A 16,974-nucleotide genomic window follows, 5' to 3' on the forward strand; every position below is an offset into this window, starting at 1 on the left:
GCATTTCGCAAATAAAGCATTTTAGTTAAAAAGGAGCGCATTGCGCTCCTTTTTTTGTCGTTAATTGGCGCTTTAACAAAGACCCAGACTAACCCACTCGTTGCAATCATCGATTATTTATAGGCTTTGTTATAGAATCTCGGCCCATTGCTAGTTAAACGAGATACTCCCTTGCATCCTAATATCCACATCCCTGAAGCCTTCATTGAGCAAATTCGTCAGATCATGCCAGAACACCTGAATCTGGATGAGTTTATTGCCTGTTGTAAAACGCCACTACGCCGAAGCATCCGGGTAAATACGCTTAAAATCAGTGTGGAAGACTTTCTGGCCCGCGTCGCTGATAAAGACTGGACGCTGACACCAGTTCCTTGGTGCGAGACAGGTTTCTGGATAGAACGAGAAGATGAAGAGACAGTATCTCTAGGCAACACTGCAGAGCATATGGCTGGACTGTTCTACATTCAGGAAGCCAGCTCCATGATGCCTGTCACCGCACTGCTACAAGACAACGATGGGCTTGATTGCGTACTAGACATGGCTTCGGCACCAGGCTCAAAAACAACCCAGATTGCCTGCGCAATGAATAACAAAGGTGCATTGGTTGCCAACGAGCTCGCCGCTAGCCGTATAAAGGTGCTTCACTCCAACCTGCAACGTTGCGGCGTGTACAACGCATCCCTGACCCACTTTGACGGTTGTGTATTTGGTGGCTGGGCACCTGAGTCTTTTGATTCTATCCTGCTTGATGCCCCATGCTCAGGTGAAGGCGCTATTCGTAAAGACGATGATGCGATGGAAAACTGGAGCCTTGAGTCAGTCGAAGAAATTGCAGCAGTACAACGTAACCTTATTGTCAGCGCCTTCCAGGCACTAAAGCCTGGTGGTGTGATGGTCTACTCAACCTGCACCCTGAATTTAAGTGAAAACCAACAGGTCTGCCATTATCTAAAAGATACCTTCGGCGATGCAGTACAATTTGAACCGTTAGATACACTATTTGACGGCGCAGACAAAGCGTTGACGGAGGATGGTTTCCTCCACGTTTACCCTCAAATTTTCGACAGCGAAGGTTTCTTTGTAGCCCGGATCCGAAAACTGGATTCCGTCGAATCGCCAAAAGTCAAAAAGCGCATGGGCAAATTCCCGTTTAGCCTTGCCAAGAGCCAAGACCAGCAAGCTATTGCAAAAGCGATCAAAGCCGATCTTGATATCGTCTTACCTGACGATAGCGAGGTATGGCTTCGAGATAAAGAAGTGTGGCTGTTCCCGGCGAAACTGCGCAACCTGCTTGGTGAGATTCGTTTCCAACGCATTGGCATTAAGCTCGCTGAACAGCACAAGAAAGGGTACCGCTGGCAGCATGAAGCCATTATGTCACTGGCCACCGGTGATGAAACGGTCGCGATTGCACTGACTTCCGAACAAGCGAAAGAATGGTTTATGGGACGTGATATTCGACCTGAAGACCTGTCTGGTAAAGGTGAGGTCATCGTCACATATCGAGACTACCCTATTGGCATCGGAAAATGGGTCGGTAACCGAATCAAGAACGGCCTCCCTCGCGAATTAGTCCGTGACAACAATTTATTCGATATCTAACTGGTATTACGCTGCGAACGATAAAGCATCACTTTCAGCACAATATAAATGACATCAATAATATATGGGAGCAGTGTCAGAGGCGAATGACATTCTCAGTGCTTAAACTGGCAAATTGTACTGCTTGAACTACCATTGATAGTGTAATTGATCTCCATTTACTAACCAGTTAGCGCAAGGCTCTCACGAGCCATTCCCCTAAGCCCGAGACAGGAGTCGTTTCGGGCTATTTTTTGTCTTCAATTTGCAATTTCGCCGTCAAACCACATTACCAGGCAGATATGTACAGCATTTTTAACGCTATGCTCAGTATGTTGCACAATTTTTTCTAACACTGTCTGAGCCCCACCCCCAAAAGCACACAGCAACACGATAAAAATAACCACCATAGAAACCGTAAAGCATTGAAAGTTTTTAATAATCATTTAGCATTTTCTGCCATTCAAGTTTTTCGAACAACTTGGACGACTTTTTCCGCTATCTTCATCATCTCCCAGTCAATATAGTTAGTCTCAAGCCAACACAAAGCGCAAAGGAAATTACCATGTCAAACGTACTTGTTTTGAAATCAAGCATTCTAGGCGATTATTCTCAGTCAAACGCATTAATTGATCACTTAATCGCATCCTGGGAAACAAAAACTAGCTCTGTTATCGAACGTGATCTAGCAGCGAATCCCCTGCCTGTTCTTGATGGTGAAATTGCTGGCGGCCTTCGCGGTGGCGATAACCTGACTGCTCGCCAGAAAGAAACACTAGCTCTCTCTGACCAGTTGATTGAGGAAGTAAAAGCAAGTGATACGCTAGTTATCGCGGCGCCAATGTATAACTTCACGATTCCAACACAGCTTAAAAATTGGTTTGATTTAATTGCACGTGCTGGTGTGACATTCTCTTATACAGAAACAGGTCCAGTAGGCTTATTAACTGACAAAAAAGTTATTGTTGTTACCACACGAGGTGGTATCCACAAAGACGGAGCAACCGATTTGATGGTTCCGTACCTTAAGACGATTCTCGGTTTTGTTGGACTTACAGATGTTGAGTTTGTTTACGGCGAAGCCCTTGCGATGGGTGACGAATTTGCAACTAAAGCAATCGCTGACGCTAAATCTGAACTTGAGCAATTAACAGCCTAATTAGGCGCACTCCTGAACTTCCACTGTTTTTCGACAGGCCACTTCATGGCCTGTCGTTTTTTTATCGGTAAAAACTCTAAGGTTATTATTCACTTTCTCACATATCAGTGATGAAAAAGTGATGGAAACGAACCCACTGGCGGGCTTATAGACGCAAACGACTTCATACTGTTCTTCACCTTAACAATATATTGCTGTGTTTCTTTAAAAGGAGGGACACCCTTATACTTTCGAACCGAACCTTCCCCGGCATTATAAGCTGCCAGCGCTAGTTCAATATTACCGTCATACTTTTCCAACAGGCGAGCTATCATGGCAGTACCCACTTTAATATTCTGATCGGGCGAAAATGGGTCTATCTTCCAGTGACGGGAGTTCATGTCCATCAACTGCATCAACCCCTTTGCACCTTTGTGGCTTACAGCCATCGGATTAAAGTTAGATTCGGTTTTGATAATGCCAAGTACCAAATCTGCCGGTACATTGTAGTGTTGAGAGTAACGCAATACCGTGCGATAAAACTTAGGTTTGTTTTGCACCGAATGATCGGAGAAAAGCCCCTGCCCCCAATCTAGCCCACTGACTGGGCTGTCAAAGACCAGCGAAGAAGAAGGCAGTACCTGATTATCACTTGTAAGGTTAAGAAAAGCCTGATTATCGGGTGAAGCATTAACAGCCTGTGCAGCAAGCATCAAAATTAAGTAAGCGCGATGTCTCATTCTTTACCCATACTGACAGGCATCTAGATACCAGAAAAACAGATCGACTTTAGTGTCCTTTTAGCCGGCCCGAAGTGTAAAACAATCTCCGGGCCCTGCCTAGTAGAACGATAACTGCCAGCTTTAATCAGAGATCGAATTGCAGATAAATTGTATTGTAATTACTACCGCCTTTAATCCGTCCAAACTGTGAAGCACTCTCGAATATGGCTGAGCGATGATGCAGGCTGTAACCTAACCACACACCGTCTAATGGCTTATGGTTAAATAAATCGCCTAAATTCACATCAAATGAAAAGTCTAAATAGTTCAGCAAGTTGCTTGGCTCATAGCCTTTCCTATCCATCTCGCTTTGTTCTATATACGTTATATTGTCAACGTAAGACAAACCTTCCGCGACGCCAATACGCCATTCTACAGGCCACTCAACGGTATAATAGGCTTTGACTGCGACAACATACTCTTGGGTAGAGCTCTGAACATCAGAGCTCCAATGCCAGACAAACCCCGGGGTAAGGTAAATATCGAGCGGGAGGCCAAACAGCTCATCAGTTAACGGATGTCCGTAGAAGAGTGATGTTAACTTGTTATCGAACTCATCTTTTACCCGGTTACCAGAAAAGATTTCGCCGATATTAGAAGGCGTTGCCCACCCATGCGCCACACGTAAGTAGGGAGAGTTACTTAAAGATGACTTTCTGGGCTTGTTAGCATCATTAAAGAATCCAAAGCCCAAGTAAAGCTCACCCTGCCAATCTGAATTCACGATTTCTGAATCACGAATGTTGCCATCAAAGTAAGTGGCATGAGCACCACCCAGAAGATACAGATTTGAGGTGACATGGTAACTTCCTGAAGCACCAAGTTTCAAATCCGCACCGGCATTAATAGACTCCAGCGTCAGGCCATAATAATAACTGTTATAGTCGGACTCTTTCCAAAGTAACGATGCCTCTGGCCTAAAACGCCAGTCACCATAGCTGTATATACCACCAACAGACGCCTGAGAGCTGATCCTACCATCGGGATCCGTTAACAGCTCCAATTCGCTATAGAGGTTGTCATCAAAGTGATACTTAAGTTGAAACCCGATATCCCCTGTGTCACCACCAATCTGATTCTGAAACGAAGACGGTATATCAATAAAATGCATACGGACTAATGCATTCACCTCCCACTCATCCTGGCGAAACAGGTTCACCCCTCCCTCAGTACCGCTAAGAAAGAAGCGATCACCGCGGTAGAACATCATCGGCACAAAAGTCGATACCGTTGAGTCTTTAACAACCTGTTCAGTGGCATAGGGTATTGAAGCATTACGCACAACCGCGGCTATGCCCCACATTTGCTCTCCATCCCGTTTGACCCTTAAATCATCAACTGAGATAAATCCATTAGAATTGCTTTCCCTGACAACGTCTCTCTGCTCATCTTCGCCCTCTGCCAAGGTACCTGCAAAAACGATCACCGGAATACAACAGATAAGCCCCATCCAATACTTCAACAAACCCTGTCCCCATTATATTTATCATTTTAATCTTAATAATTTAGCGTACTTATTCGTATGAAGTACAATTTTTTAATTGTAACTCAAGTGCTTCCCCCTCCTCACAACTGTTAAAGATAGCAGCAACATGGATCCGATTGGAGTAAGCTCCTTTAAAAGTGTCACCATACGAACAACTGATAAAATCATAAACAAATATTTCTGCGAGTAATGTCAAATTTGTATTACAAACCAATCTAACACATGCAATTTTTTGCGGCGCAATTTTAAATTCATGGTATATATAAAGCATCCATAAGATCTGAACAATTTAATTAACCTATCAATTAAAGGCAAACCGACAAATAACAAAGCAATCAACAACAAATAATAGTCATTTAAATACACAACTAGTGGATAACTTATAAGGATATTTATTCACACTCTTAATCACAATCCATTTAAAAGGAGATGTAAGCGTGCGAATAAATAGTAATTGATAATCACCCTGCAGTGATTCATCTGTTGCTTATCCAACATGACAAATTAAAGTCAGTACAAAGTTATACAAGTAATTAAAGACAATATAGTCAATAATCGACGTAAGTATTTTAAATATTAATCCAACTGCATTATTTGCAGCACTTTTACCTATCCTAAACACAACTCATACAGGAGAATAAAATGAAGCTGAATAAAACGAGGCTCCTCATAACCCTCGCGCTATTTTCACATTCCGCAATTGCCGTCGAACACGTTGATGCTTCTCTTTTCAATGAGCGAGTCATCACCTTTGAGCAACCCATTGATGTCGCTCCTACTGTAGAATCAGTACAGCCAGGCAAATACTTTTCGCTAATGACACTTGATAGTAAAAGAGCAATATTTGAGGCTAAGCTAACATCACTAACAATGGCTAAAGTAAAGATGGCTGATGGCAATATATATGATCGCATCATATTGCCAGATGGCGGCAGTCCTGCCGAACCGGGAAAACCGAATTTAACCGGATATAGGCAATTAATCCGTATTCCTGATGGCGCCCAGCTCAATATCGTTGTAGACAATATCGAGTGGTCTGAAACATATACCGATACCATCGTTGACCCTGTTCAACTGCCTTTCCCTGATGTTGTCGAAATGGATGGGACTCGTCCTGACCAAAACATGCCCTTCGTGAAAGATGAAGCGGCTTATGGACTGATCACTGATAGCAAAACACAGCCAGTGGATGTTGTCGAAACTGTCCGTGTTCGTGGCAAGAGTTACGCTGTTATATCTTATCGACCGATTGAGTTTAGCCCTGTAGAAAAAACTGTCCGCTTCGCGAAAAAAGTCCGCTTTCATGTCAACTACACGCTTCCTGAAAGTAACGGGTCTAAATCTAAGCGTAGTGACAACCTAGGGTTTGATGCTCCATCTGACTCGGTTATTGACATTCGAACCAAAGCAAACCAAGCAACGGATCCGGCTTTCGAATCAAGCCAAGCCGAACATGATGCTACCTTAACACCAGCCCAAAAGGCAGATTACTTAATCATTACCGCAGATCGATTCAAAGACGCTATAGCACCTCTTGCTGCATGGAAACGCCAAAAAGGCTACAACGTCCACGTTGCGACGATCACAGAGACCGGTAATACGCAGGAGCAAATAAAGAACTACATAACCAATGCTTACAGCGCGGGGACAATGACATCTTACGTCTTGTTTGTTGGCGATCACGAAGATATTCCAGGCTGGGAAATTGTTGGCCACGGCTACCACGGCAAGAACCATAAATGGCATACCGACTTCGAATATACGTTAGTTGATGGTGATGATAAGTATCCTGACTTGGTTCTGGGTCGCTTCCCTGGCGATACTGAAGCCCAAATAACCAGTATGGTCGCTCGTACCTTAAGCTACGAAAAAACGCCGGTCGATTCAGATCGCTATAATGATATTTTACTTGCCGGGCAATATCAGGACAACGACGGTAACAGAGTTGCTGATAGGATGTTCATGGAAGATCTTCACCGAGTCGCTGACTTCCTGGGCCCTGACTATAACTTCTTTGGTGGACCTGGCGACCTGTTCAATAAAGGCTATCAGATCCATACCGCCCTGCAGTGGGACGCCGATTTATCTAAAGAATTGAAATATGGTGGCTGGGATTACGGTAGCGCCAGAGTCACTCCCCCAAGCCCGGTTCCACAGGCATGGAAAAACCAAGGCAATGGCAACCATGTTCAAATATCTGATGCCATTAACCAAGGTGTTGGCCTCGTTCTGCACCGAGATCATGGATATGGCAACGGCTCCGGCTGGGCAGACCCACACTATACCGCTACCGAAGTCAGTGCGCTGGCCAATGGTAACATGTCACCGGTGGTGTTCAGTCTGAACTGTGCAACCGGCTGGTTTGACGGCAAAGATTCTTTTGCAGAATCCTGGATGCGCAACCCCAACGGCGGTGCCATTGGCTTTACAGGTGCTGCGCGGGTTAGCTACTCGGGTTACAACGACTTGATGCATGCTGCGATTATGGATAGCTTCTGGGATGATTACGACGGCAACTGGTCCAGTAATATTTATCCTGTATCCTGGCGCCCGGCTATGGCAATGAACCGTGCTAAGCACCGTCTGTTTAACCATTACGGAACCAGTGGTACAGCACTTTCAACGGCTCGATTCTTTAGTTGGTTTGGCGATCCTGAGCTAGAGTTGCGTACCCAACGCCCTCAGGCATTAACCGTCACCTACCCTGATAGCCTTTCTAGTGGAAGCAACGCTTCATTCGATGTGGTTGTCCAAAGCGGAGACAACAGACTAAAAGATGCACGGGTAGCGTTAGTATCAACGTCAGGTCAATCCCATGTAATGACAACAGACGAAAATGGTGTTGCGCACTTTGAACTGACATCCAGCGAGCCGATGACTCTTACTGTAACAGAGCATAATGCACCAGCTTATGAAGGGAAAATAGCTGTTGGCGCTAACAGTATTGCCGCCAGGGTCAGTGATACTCAAACTGCGCCTGCTCGCCAGTGGGTTACGTTAGATGGGACAAAATCGGTTATCGCAGAAGGCACGAATGTTCACTATCAATGGACACAGATTCAAGGCCCTCAGGTACGAATTGATTATGCCGATAATAACTATGCCTACGCGATCACGCCAGATTACAGCACCACTCTCAAGTTTAAGCTGACAATTACTGATGAAGCTGGAAACAGTGATTCAGCTATTCAGACCGTTATTGTAAAAGCCGGAAACGAAGATAGGAACAAAGCACCTATTGCAAGTGTCGCTAAAGAGCAGGTTGCTTCTTTCTCTCAATGGGCAGCCCTTGATGGAACAAAGTCATCAGATCCGGATGGTTCTATAGCCAAATATCAATGGAGCCAAATTGCAGGGCCTGAAGTCAAAATGGCCTATCCGTCGAGCAGCTATGCGTACGCATTGACGCCTGAGGTAAATACCACACTCAAGTTCAAGTTAACCGTCACTGACGACAAAGGAAAAAAATCATCGTCAACCCATTCCATTATTGTGAATGGCCAAAAGTAAATGAGACTAGGCAGCAATTTAATATCGATATAAAATCATATCGTTATATTGGATAGTGTTGATATAAATAAACAGGGAGGCAACTTATAGCCTCCCTGAGTTAATTTCACTACTAAATAAACCTCATCTCGCATGTAAAAATCAATATTTCATTAAGTAGCTATCAGATAACTTATAAAATATTGATATCAAACCACATTGCTTTCCTCTTGCAGTAACTTTGCAGTTTTTTCTTTAAACAAAGCCATGGAACCTTCGAACTCTGGCACTATAGTAAAGGTTCTAGTGCTTGGCTGATAACGCCCAATCTGACGTTGTGCCGGACGAAAAGTAAAAATAATATCGTCTTGCTCTTTACTAATGCCAAACTCATCATCCCGATACTGCTGTTGATTACCACTGAAACAGCCTTCAAAATACTGCAGTAACTCATGTGCTTGCGGAGATTTAAAATTCTTGTCACCGATCGTAGCGGCATTGGTATCCGATACCAATACGCGATAACTATGCTCGCTGTATTTCATGATCTCAAACAACTTACGGCGCTGTGGTTGAGTTGGCTTTGTTGCGACATGCACACGCCCCCGGGCTTCATAGCGAATAATACCTGTCGCCGTCATTAAGTTAACAATTGTTATCTCATCACAGGCACCATGCATTTCTTTAGGTAGTAATTCCGCAACTGCCCGATGATACTGACGATTACTCAAATCAGAACGATTCAAATTGAGTAAACTGCCATCACGTAGAATATATCCCCCATCCTTTTTAATATTTGTTACCCCAAAATGTGCTACCAGTTTGTCTAATAGCGCGTCATTAAATTGTTGTTCTTGTTGAATCATACCACTCATCTATTTACAAACTACGTAATGCCTCAGAAGCTCTTATCATTCACCAGAGCGATTTTAAATTCAGTGCGTAAACTCTCATTATGCAAATAAGGTATATTATGCAAAGACTTAGCAACTGATCAACGAAAGAATATTCGCTGCTGCAGGAAGTAGACAGTGCTTTATTTCACTCATAATGCTGGACGTCAGTTAAAGCTGATCTATACTGAATATTGGAAAGCGTATCTTTCTGCCAATAGGTCTTTTGAGATGAGGGGAAAGAGTAGCAACCATGTAAGTTTCTGGGCTTGTAGCATGGTCAACGAGAGAGAAGCAGAACCCTGTAATAGCTAACTCTCGACGCGCTTTTCATACTCTTTTCAGATATGCACCTGAAACCCGCTAATGCAGCGGGTTTTTTGTTGTCTCTTGTTTTCGAACTACACTTCCCAGTCAGGATCGGTCGACTGAAAAGTCTCAATTTTCTCATCCGCCCAGCTCAGCGCTGCCATCACACAAGGAAAGCCCAGTGTACTTGTTAGCAGGATGAGCGTATGACGTATTTCTTCGGCACTTGCACCCGCTTCTAGTGCCCGCTTAGTATGGCTATGAACCGCGCCTTCAGAGCGAATGGCTGCTGCCGCCGCGAGTTGAATCAACTGTGCTGATTTCTCATCCAGTGGCCCTTCCTGCTTCGTTGCCTTACCAAGCGCCTCTAGTGCATTGAGTAGATCCGGATGACGCTTTTTGATTTTAAGATATTGATTGGAAGGGTTACCTGCCATGACTCTATCCTCTCATAATGAAGTTAATCATTAGTATAGACAGTGTTCTTTCAGCTGTTCTAAAGACTCTACTAATATTACCAGAACATAAATCATCAAGAGAATTCAGAGCGACTTACCCTTTAATAACTCACAACCCCACTGATATCCCGAAGGCCTATACAACATTATTACTTAGTACATTTAATGCAGGCTTGTAAAGTACCGCTCTTGCTACAGCTACTAGTGCTTCCCACTCCTTACAACTCAACCCCAGCGGATCTGTCCACTGCAGAGTATTGGAGCGTATTGGTAAGGATTAATACCGCCTAGTAGCCCTATTGGATCTTGATGGTTAACCAACGCAACCAACTTGAAGCTATGCTTACTCCTTAAAGCCCTATGGCAGATTCAAAAAAACACATCACTCTACCTAACTGATATTCACCCAAGGAAAATATCAATAATATTGGTTTATTATCAAGTTGACTTAAATGAAAATATAACGTCAAGCCTTTCTTTCTACCATGAAAAACTTTCAACTTTCCCAGCGTCGTGATTTTACAACCTAACAATGATGAAATTTCATTTGGTTTAACAGAATTCGAAAAACTAACCAACTCATAAATCGGCTTTAATTCATTTGCCGGAATAATAAATCTATGATTGTCAAAATTTACAGGTAGAATTGCTGTTTCAACATCACTACCATCGAAAACTTTTTTTCCATCTAACGTAATAATATTCATCTATAAATTTATTACTACCAACTCCGTTTGGAACTACATTTTAATCAGTCCCTTCACGATCTCATCAAAATTATGTCTCAGTTTAATCTCAATATCACAAAGCTGTTCTTCATCGCTCTTCGGCGATTCAGGAACAGCAGCTAGCAACTCCTCTATCGACGAGTCCTTTCCTTCAGACAACAATGAACTCAAGAATAACCATTTACCACTATCCAAATCTATATTGTCTGCTCCAATAGTACCGACCAAACAATTGACTTCGCCATCCCTTTGAGATCGATAAAAGCTTAACTTACATTGCGGAGAGCTATAAACAATCATAGATTTGTTACCTTCATTAAAATCTATAGATTCTTCATATTTAAAGCCCTTAGCAGAAAAAAATTCCGCCAAGATTAGTTGTACTTTTCTCTGAAAGTTACTAGCCATTATTAGTCAACCTTAATCCAAGAATTACCATCTCTAACATAACCAAAATCCTTAGCATTTGTTTCGAGAAACTTAATTTCCATTGCCGTGAAGCTGTTTGGTCTATTAATCAACACTTCTCTGATAGTTTCACCATAAAGGTCAATTCGACTAACACCGCGCTCTAGTTGTCCTTGAAGAAATTGCTCATTGACAGACCAAGCTTTTGCACGTCCTTCAGCATCACTCAAACCATCGGTAAGTTTGGAAAAGAAGCTAGAGTCAGTCTCATACCATACACCACCATTGGTTTTTGCCTCTCCAATATACCCTCCATTTTCAGCCCATCTTCCTAGAACCAAGCGGTTCAAATTCTGATTAACGTGGGTTGACATTTCGGCTATTTGTCGAGCAAACTGATTAGCTTCAGTACCTGTAGTATTTCGTAATCCACTAATCGCATCATCCAATGAGATCTTGTTTGGAACATCTGCAACTTCTAGGCTATCAGGTTTTCCTTGGCTGAGCCAATCTTCAAATGTGCCATCACCACCATTTGCGAGCCAGGTGCGGTAATTAATATCGTCTTGAATATTCTCTGCAAACCACGTTTCACCGCTAGGTGCTACAGCCTTGAACAGCAATTCGCTGCTGTATTTACTGTAAGTCGTTCCATCAGAAGCCTGATATTGCTCAAGCACTCCGCCTGCTGAAGGACTATACAACAAAGCAGGTATTGCAGCTGCAATTCGACTTAATGCCGGAGCTAGTTCAGCTAGTAATGATCTCTCAACAGTGTACAACGCATCATTAGCTGCTGCTTGTGTAGTCAGTTTTATAACATTATTGCTTAGTACATTTAATGTAGGCTTGTAAGGTACTGCTCTTGCTACAGCAACTACTGCTGCACCCTCCTTACAACTCAGCCCTTGCGGATCTGTCCACAGCACAGGGTTTGGCGCGTATTGGTAGGGATTAATACCACCGAGTAGCCCTATCGGATCTTGATGGATAAATCGCCCTGTTTCAGGATCGTAATACCGGAAGCGGTTGTAGTGCAGGCCACTCTCTTCGTCGAAGTATTGACCCTGGAATCGCAGCGGGTTACTGATAGTTTCAATCACTGGAGAGGCCAAACCGTCAATACTGTATTCCGCCTGCCAGGCGGTTTCACCGCTGCTGTCGGTCAGTTTTAACGGGGTACCAAGGTGATCAAGATGGTAATAATAGATTTCCCCTTGCTTAATTAGGGCAGCAGGCCTGAAGCTGTTTGGCTCATACACGTACCAGGTATATTGCCCGTTGCAGTGCTCGCCGATGAGCTGGTCGCCATCCCACAGATAATCAACACGCTGGCTTTCGGTGATTTTTGCACTTCGACGACCTAAGGCGTCGTAATGATACTGAGTATATTTACCGCCTTTTTTCAGACTCGTTAACTGGTTTAAGCCATTGAAGCGACGCTGTTCATTTCCTTGCGTGGCATGGCGTTTTATTTGGTTGCCAAAGCGGTCATAACTATAGTGGGTGTCTTTCCATTGCAATAGCTTGTCATGGCTGACGTGGCTCTCTTTGTTGCCCTGTTGGCTATTGCTGTCATTTAGATGAGTCTGTGGGTTGCCAAAGCTATCGAAGGTGAATAGCTTTTCTGGTTGATGAGGTAATTGACTGCCGCTAAGTTGATCGAGTTGATCAAACTGATAATGGCTATCACCCTGCTCGCTATCTTGTATGCCAACAAGCTGATCCACTTGGTTGAATTGATATTGCCGACGATGCTCGGCACTAGCATATTTCCAACACTGCTGGTTCAAACGCCCCTGCACATCAAACGATTGCGAAAGTGTTACGCCGTTACTTTGCTCACGGCAAACTTCTCTTGCACTGCTATCGAGTTTACACTGGAACAATGGTTGTTGATCCCAGTCGATACCTGTAAGTAGGCCTTTTTCGTTATAACGATAATGTATTCGATGATTATCTGGTAACCGGGTAGTAATACGATTTCCGTTAGCATCGTATTCATGCAAGATAATCCAATTATCCTGGCATATCTTTGCTGGCTGGCCATTACGATGATAATGGATACTCAGTCTACGCTGGGCATTGTTGGCATGGATTAAACGCCCGATATTGTCATATTGGAAATGGTTAGACTCGGATACCCCCAAAGCAGTATAACGTTGCTCAACCACTCGGCCGCATTTATCGCGCTTGAGCTGTACTAATCGCTCGCCTTGTTCTGCTAGGCTAATTAATCGCCCCTGCCCGTCATACTGATATTCCTGAGTACGACCATCAAAACCAATTGTCTTCTGTATCTGCTCTTCACTGTCGTACTCAAGACAGTAAGAAACACCATCACTACGCTCTATAGCTGTCAGGTTACGTTCTTTATCATATTGAAACTTCAACCAACTGCCATCAGGGCGAATACACTGAACAGGTTGAGCAAGGCCGTGATAAACAAGAGTATATGTTCTGTCTAATGCGTCAGTGAATGATGTAGGACGACCTGCCCAGTCGTAATCAATAAAAAGGCAACGTTGTTGCTCTGGGTTCATTTGCGGGTATTCAGCGACTTCGATTATATTTCCCGAACGATCCCGCTTGAACTGTGTCACCCAACCATCGCTATTGATAATACCGTTAATTTCGCCTAGTTCATCATAGCTGTAACGGGTTATTGCCTCACCACCTTGATATGCGACCAATAGCCCACATTCATCCCACCAATACCTTTGGCTATGCCCGCTCGAGTGCTCAATACAAATCACTTTTCCATGGCGGTCATAATGAAATTGCTTGGTGCCACTTGCTGGGTCATACTGGCTTAACAGTCGACCAAAGCTGTTGTAATCATTACGCCATTCACGACCTTCAGCATCGACTATACGGCTAACTAACCCCATTCGATTATAGTCATAACGCATTATGCTGCCGTCTGGAGATTGTCTCTCACTTAGCTGGCCATAATGATTGTAATAAAATTGCGTTGCTTCGCCGCCAGGAGTAATTTCCGCAATTTTTCTTGAGCGAGAGTCATAACAATATCGCCAAACATGCCCTTTCGGAGACACCTTCCGAATCAACTTTCCCTGAGCGTTATGCTCGTATCGCCATTGATTGCCCAGGCTATCGGTGCTCACTGCCGTATGCTTATCAAGCTCATACTCAAAACTATACCGATAATTATCTTCGTCCCCCCACTGAGCAATGCATCTGGCTGATGAGCCTACTCCCTGCCATTTAAAGTAATGACTAAAGCCTGATGGACGAATTCTACGGGTCAGTAAGTGGCCTGAATACTGATAGCTCTCAACCTGCTGTTGGCGGTTACTTGCTTCGCATAAATCCCCTTCAGCACTATAGTGATAATGTGCCAGAACAGAAGGCGTCCCCCCGGCATTAGCCTGAACCTCAATCAGATTTCCGCCGGCATCATATCGTAATTCAAGTGCCTGACAGTTATTAGCAACTATTCGTGTTAATCGCCCTGCGCTGGAGTAGCTAAAACGATATTGAAGGGTTTCATTTTCTCGCAACCTTTCAAGCAACCAACGCCGATGCTGATAGACAAAACGCAACTGTCGGCCATCATTTAGCACGAGCTGATAATAGCCATGAGGATCATGATACAGCGTAGCCCCTGCGGTTAATTGATAACTCACAGCTCCTTTATCTACATCATCGAACACCAACACCGAGCCCTGGCTATCGATAAAGCGCCACTGCTCACTATCTCCATCCGCCGACTGGTACTTGGTTAACTCGTAATGGAAGTTGCTTCGCCATCCATAACCTAATCCGACATTGTCCGAGCAAAGACTGGAACGATATAACCGTTGCCATTGAATAGGCGAACTTCCTGACAGAGAAATGTCCGTTAAATGCAGAATTTCTTCACCGGTGGCCATCGATACAGGATCGCCACAATACTCCATCTCATCAGGTGTGACCGGCACTTTGCTATCTCGAACACTGTCTTTCCCCGCAGAGGAATTATCCTTTTTACCCCCTTGTGTCCCTACCTGCTTTGTTGTCTTAGCCGCAATTTCAAGCAACGACGGTTGATGCATAACAACGGGGTCAATAGCCGGAATTTCAAATACTGTTAGCTCCCCTTCAAATAAAGCCTTCGCGACTCTTTCCTGCGCTTTAACGAATGCATTATGGCTACCGGATCTAGCTTGGACTTCAGCCTGAAAATCAAGCATCCCAAGTACAGCCAATAAATCGCCGCCCTGCCTTGGCCTTAGGCGAGCAAATTTATCAACATGTAGCCGGGCTAACTGAAGCGTTTCGAATTGAGACGATATTTGACTAGAATTATTAGTTGCAACAGTAAATATATATGCTTTGCCATCATTGGCTTTAAGCTGTAACTGCTTAATTTCGTCCATGTCATCCTACAATGATTTACTATTGATGCCAGGTATACGATGCAGCCCCTAAATACTGACTATCTGATATTTCCAGCTGCAAAGTACTGTGCAAATACTCACCGCACTCATAACGTCGGTATAGATGCAATAGGTTATAAAGGCCGCTACATGCACCTAATTCGCCCGTTGTGACTCCAGTCATTACAACCTGAGTTCGGGATCCCACGAATGGGTGAAGCAGGTGATAAGCGGTTGCCCACTTCTCAACTAATTCAGCGCTTCCAGTATTTGGGGCATAAAATTGCTGAATACCCTTACTGTGCTCAGTGCTATAACATCTAAATAAGGGCTCAATGTTGGCCTCGGTTATTTCTCTATCTCGTGTTTCACTTGCAAACCAATTTCGTGTGAGTCCAATTTCTGATAAACGAATCTTGACCAAAAGAACACTTTCAGCGGCAATACCACTATTTAGCTGAATATGATGCTGTTGCGACTGACCAACAACACAAGAACTAAGGCGCGGATCGCTATCTACAGCTAAGACCCAAATATAAGGATGTCGCTTCTCACATAATAAATATTCAAGATGACGCCAGGCCAATAACATCGCAGAGCAACCATAAGGGAATAAATAACATTCTGAGTGATTCGTTAAGGCCGGTATAGCTTTACAAAGCGTTGAGAATAATTGGTAGTACCATTCTTCGTCATTGCCTTTGTGATCGGATAAAAGCAACAACACTGGCGCAGCGTACCAATCAAATTCACGATCCAATAAGCTTGCTTGTAAAACTGCCGCCTGACGTTTGAAATGAGCATCTTCAGATAAAGGCAAAATCGGTAGTGACAATATACTGTTATATTTATCTATCACCTCAAGCTGCGGTTGAAGACGCAACGATGGATCCATGGCTAACACCTGTTGATGGTCGGTATATTTTCCTATCCGGAGACACTGCGGCTCGATCTCAATTAGCATTGTTCACCCAATCGTAACTGTAGGATTACCAACAACTATTTTTCCACCATGATCAGTTGAGTCCCCCATTCTCGCCGCAGGTTTGCCATTAATTGATACTGACGATGATCCCGCTTTGATACTGTCTGGTGGACCGATGCACACTAACATATCTCCCTTTCTAGCCGCTGGAAGACCGCCAATAAACACATTCCCCGAACCTGCTGCGACCGGACCGCCAACATGCGGGATTTTTCCTGTTGTTTTAGGACACATATGAAAACAACTCACTGTAGCGGCTGGTTTTCCCATCTTCTATTTACAACAAGATGAATATCAACTTGCTGACTCCCTATTAAGTTCTTAACCCATTGCCA

At 43.9% G+C, this 16,974-nt stretch carries 12 protein-coding genes; 3 read left to right on the top strand and 9 right to left on the bottom strand.

Annotation, left to right across the window (positions count from 1 at the left end; translation table 11 throughout):
* Window positions 1-171: 171 nt before the first annotated feature.
* Window positions 172-1,602 (top strand): 16S rRNA (cytosine(1407)-C(5))-methyltransferase RsmF, encoded by a 1,431-nt coding sequence (gene rsmF / locus L4D19_RS22625; RefSeq protein ID WP_428454360.1) that lies wholly within the window; start codon window positions 172-174, stop codon window positions 1,600-1,602.
* A 544-nt stretch (window positions 1,603-2,146) separates the two neighbouring features.
* Window positions 2,147-2,740: an FMN-dependent NADH-azoreductase gene (locus L4D19_RS22630; RefSeq protein ID WP_239411477.1), complete on the top strand. Its 594-nt coding sequence runs from the start codon at window positions 2,147-2,149 to the stop codon at window positions 2,738-2,740.
* 104 nt (window positions 2,741-2,844) lie between these two features.
* Here the strand turns inward: L4D19_RS22630 and L4D19_RS22635 are convergent, their stop codons facing one another.
* Both L4D19_RS22635 and L4D19_RS22640 read right to left on the bottom strand, forming a co-directional pair.
* Window positions 2,845-3,459 carry a lytic transglycosylase domain-containing protein gene (locus tag L4D19_RS22635; RefSeq protein WP_428454361.1) on the bottom strand — a complete coding sequence of 205 codons (615 nt, stop codon included), beginning with the start codon at window positions 3,457-3,459 and terminating at the stop codon, window positions 2,845-2,847.
* 127 nt (window positions 3,460-3,586) lie between these two features.
* The gene (locus L4D19_RS22640; protein WP_428454362.1) at window positions 3,587-4,966 is read right to left on the bottom strand and encodes a MipA/OmpV family protein; all 1,380 of its coding nucleotides are present in this window, start codon (window positions 4,964-4,966) and stop codon (window positions 3,587-3,589) included.
* 663 nt (window positions 4,967-5,629) lie between these two features.
* Here L4D19_RS22640 and L4D19_RS22645 point away from each other — a divergent pair.
* Window positions 5,630-8,497 carry a C25 family cysteine peptidase gene (locus tag L4D19_RS22645; RefSeq protein WP_428454363.1) on the top strand — a complete coding sequence of 956 codons (2,868 nt, stop codon included), beginning with the start codon at window positions 5,630-5,632 and terminating at the stop codon, window positions 8,495-8,497.
* 188 nt (window positions 8,498-8,685) lie between these two features.
* On the opposite strand, the gene L4D19_RS22650 is transcribed toward L4D19_RS22645, so the two are convergent.
* The 7 genes from L4D19_RS22650 to L4D19_RS22680 all read right to left on the bottom strand — a co-directional run bounded on the left by L4D19_RS22650 (window position 8,686) and on the right by L4D19_RS22680 (window position 16,909).
* On the bottom strand, window positions 8,686-9,342 hold the full coding sequence (locus L4D19_RS22650; RefSeq protein ID WP_428454364.1) for a hypothetical protein: 657 nt from the start codon (window positions 9,340-9,342) through the stop codon (window positions 8,686-8,688).
* 428 nt (window positions 9,343-9,770) lie between these two features.
* Window positions 9,771-10,115 (bottom strand): carboxymuconolactone decarboxylase family protein, encoded by a 345-nt coding sequence (locus L4D19_RS22655; protein ID WP_075767969.1) that lies wholly within the window; start codon window positions 10,113-10,115, stop codon window positions 9,771-9,773.
* A 371-nt stretch (window positions 10,116-10,486) separates the two neighbouring features.
* Window positions 10,487-10,843, bottom strand: coding sequence for a hypothetical protein (locus L4D19_RS22660; RefSeq protein WP_428454365.1), 357 nt, complete (start codon window positions 10,841-10,843; stop codon window positions 10,487-10,489).
* Window positions 10,844-10,876: 33 nt separating this feature from the next.
* A complete protein-coding gene (locus tag L4D19_RS22665) occupies window positions 10,877-11,272 on the bottom strand; it encodes a hypothetical protein (protein ID WP_428454366.1) in 396 nt (131 codons plus the stop codon).
* 2 nt (window positions 11,273-11,274) lie between these two features.
* Entirely contained in the window at window positions 11,275-15,654 is a 4,380-nt protein-coding gene (locus L4D19_RS22670) for an RHS repeat-associated core domain-containing protein (RefSeq protein WP_428454367.1), read from the bottom strand.
* Between the two features lie 19 nt (window positions 15,655-15,673).
* On the bottom strand, window positions 15,674-16,549 hold the full coding sequence (locus tag L4D19_RS22675; RefSeq protein WP_428454368.1) for a hypothetical protein: 876 nt from the start codon (window positions 16,547-16,549) through the stop codon (window positions 15,674-15,676).
* A 72-nt stretch (window positions 16,550-16,621) separates the two neighbouring features.
* Window positions 16,622-16,909 (bottom strand): PAAR domain-containing protein, encoded by a 288-nt coding sequence (locus tag L4D19_RS22680; protein WP_428454369.1) that lies wholly within the window; start codon window positions 16,907-16,909, stop codon window positions 16,622-16,624.
* Window positions 16,910-16,974 lie beyond the last annotated feature (65 nt).

The sequence above is a fragment of the Photobacterium kasasachensis genome, from assembly GCF_050336885.1.
Taxonomy (GTDB): domain Bacteria; phylum Pseudomonadota; class Gammaproteobacteria; order Enterobacterales; family Vibrionaceae; genus Photobacterium; species Photobacterium kasasachensis.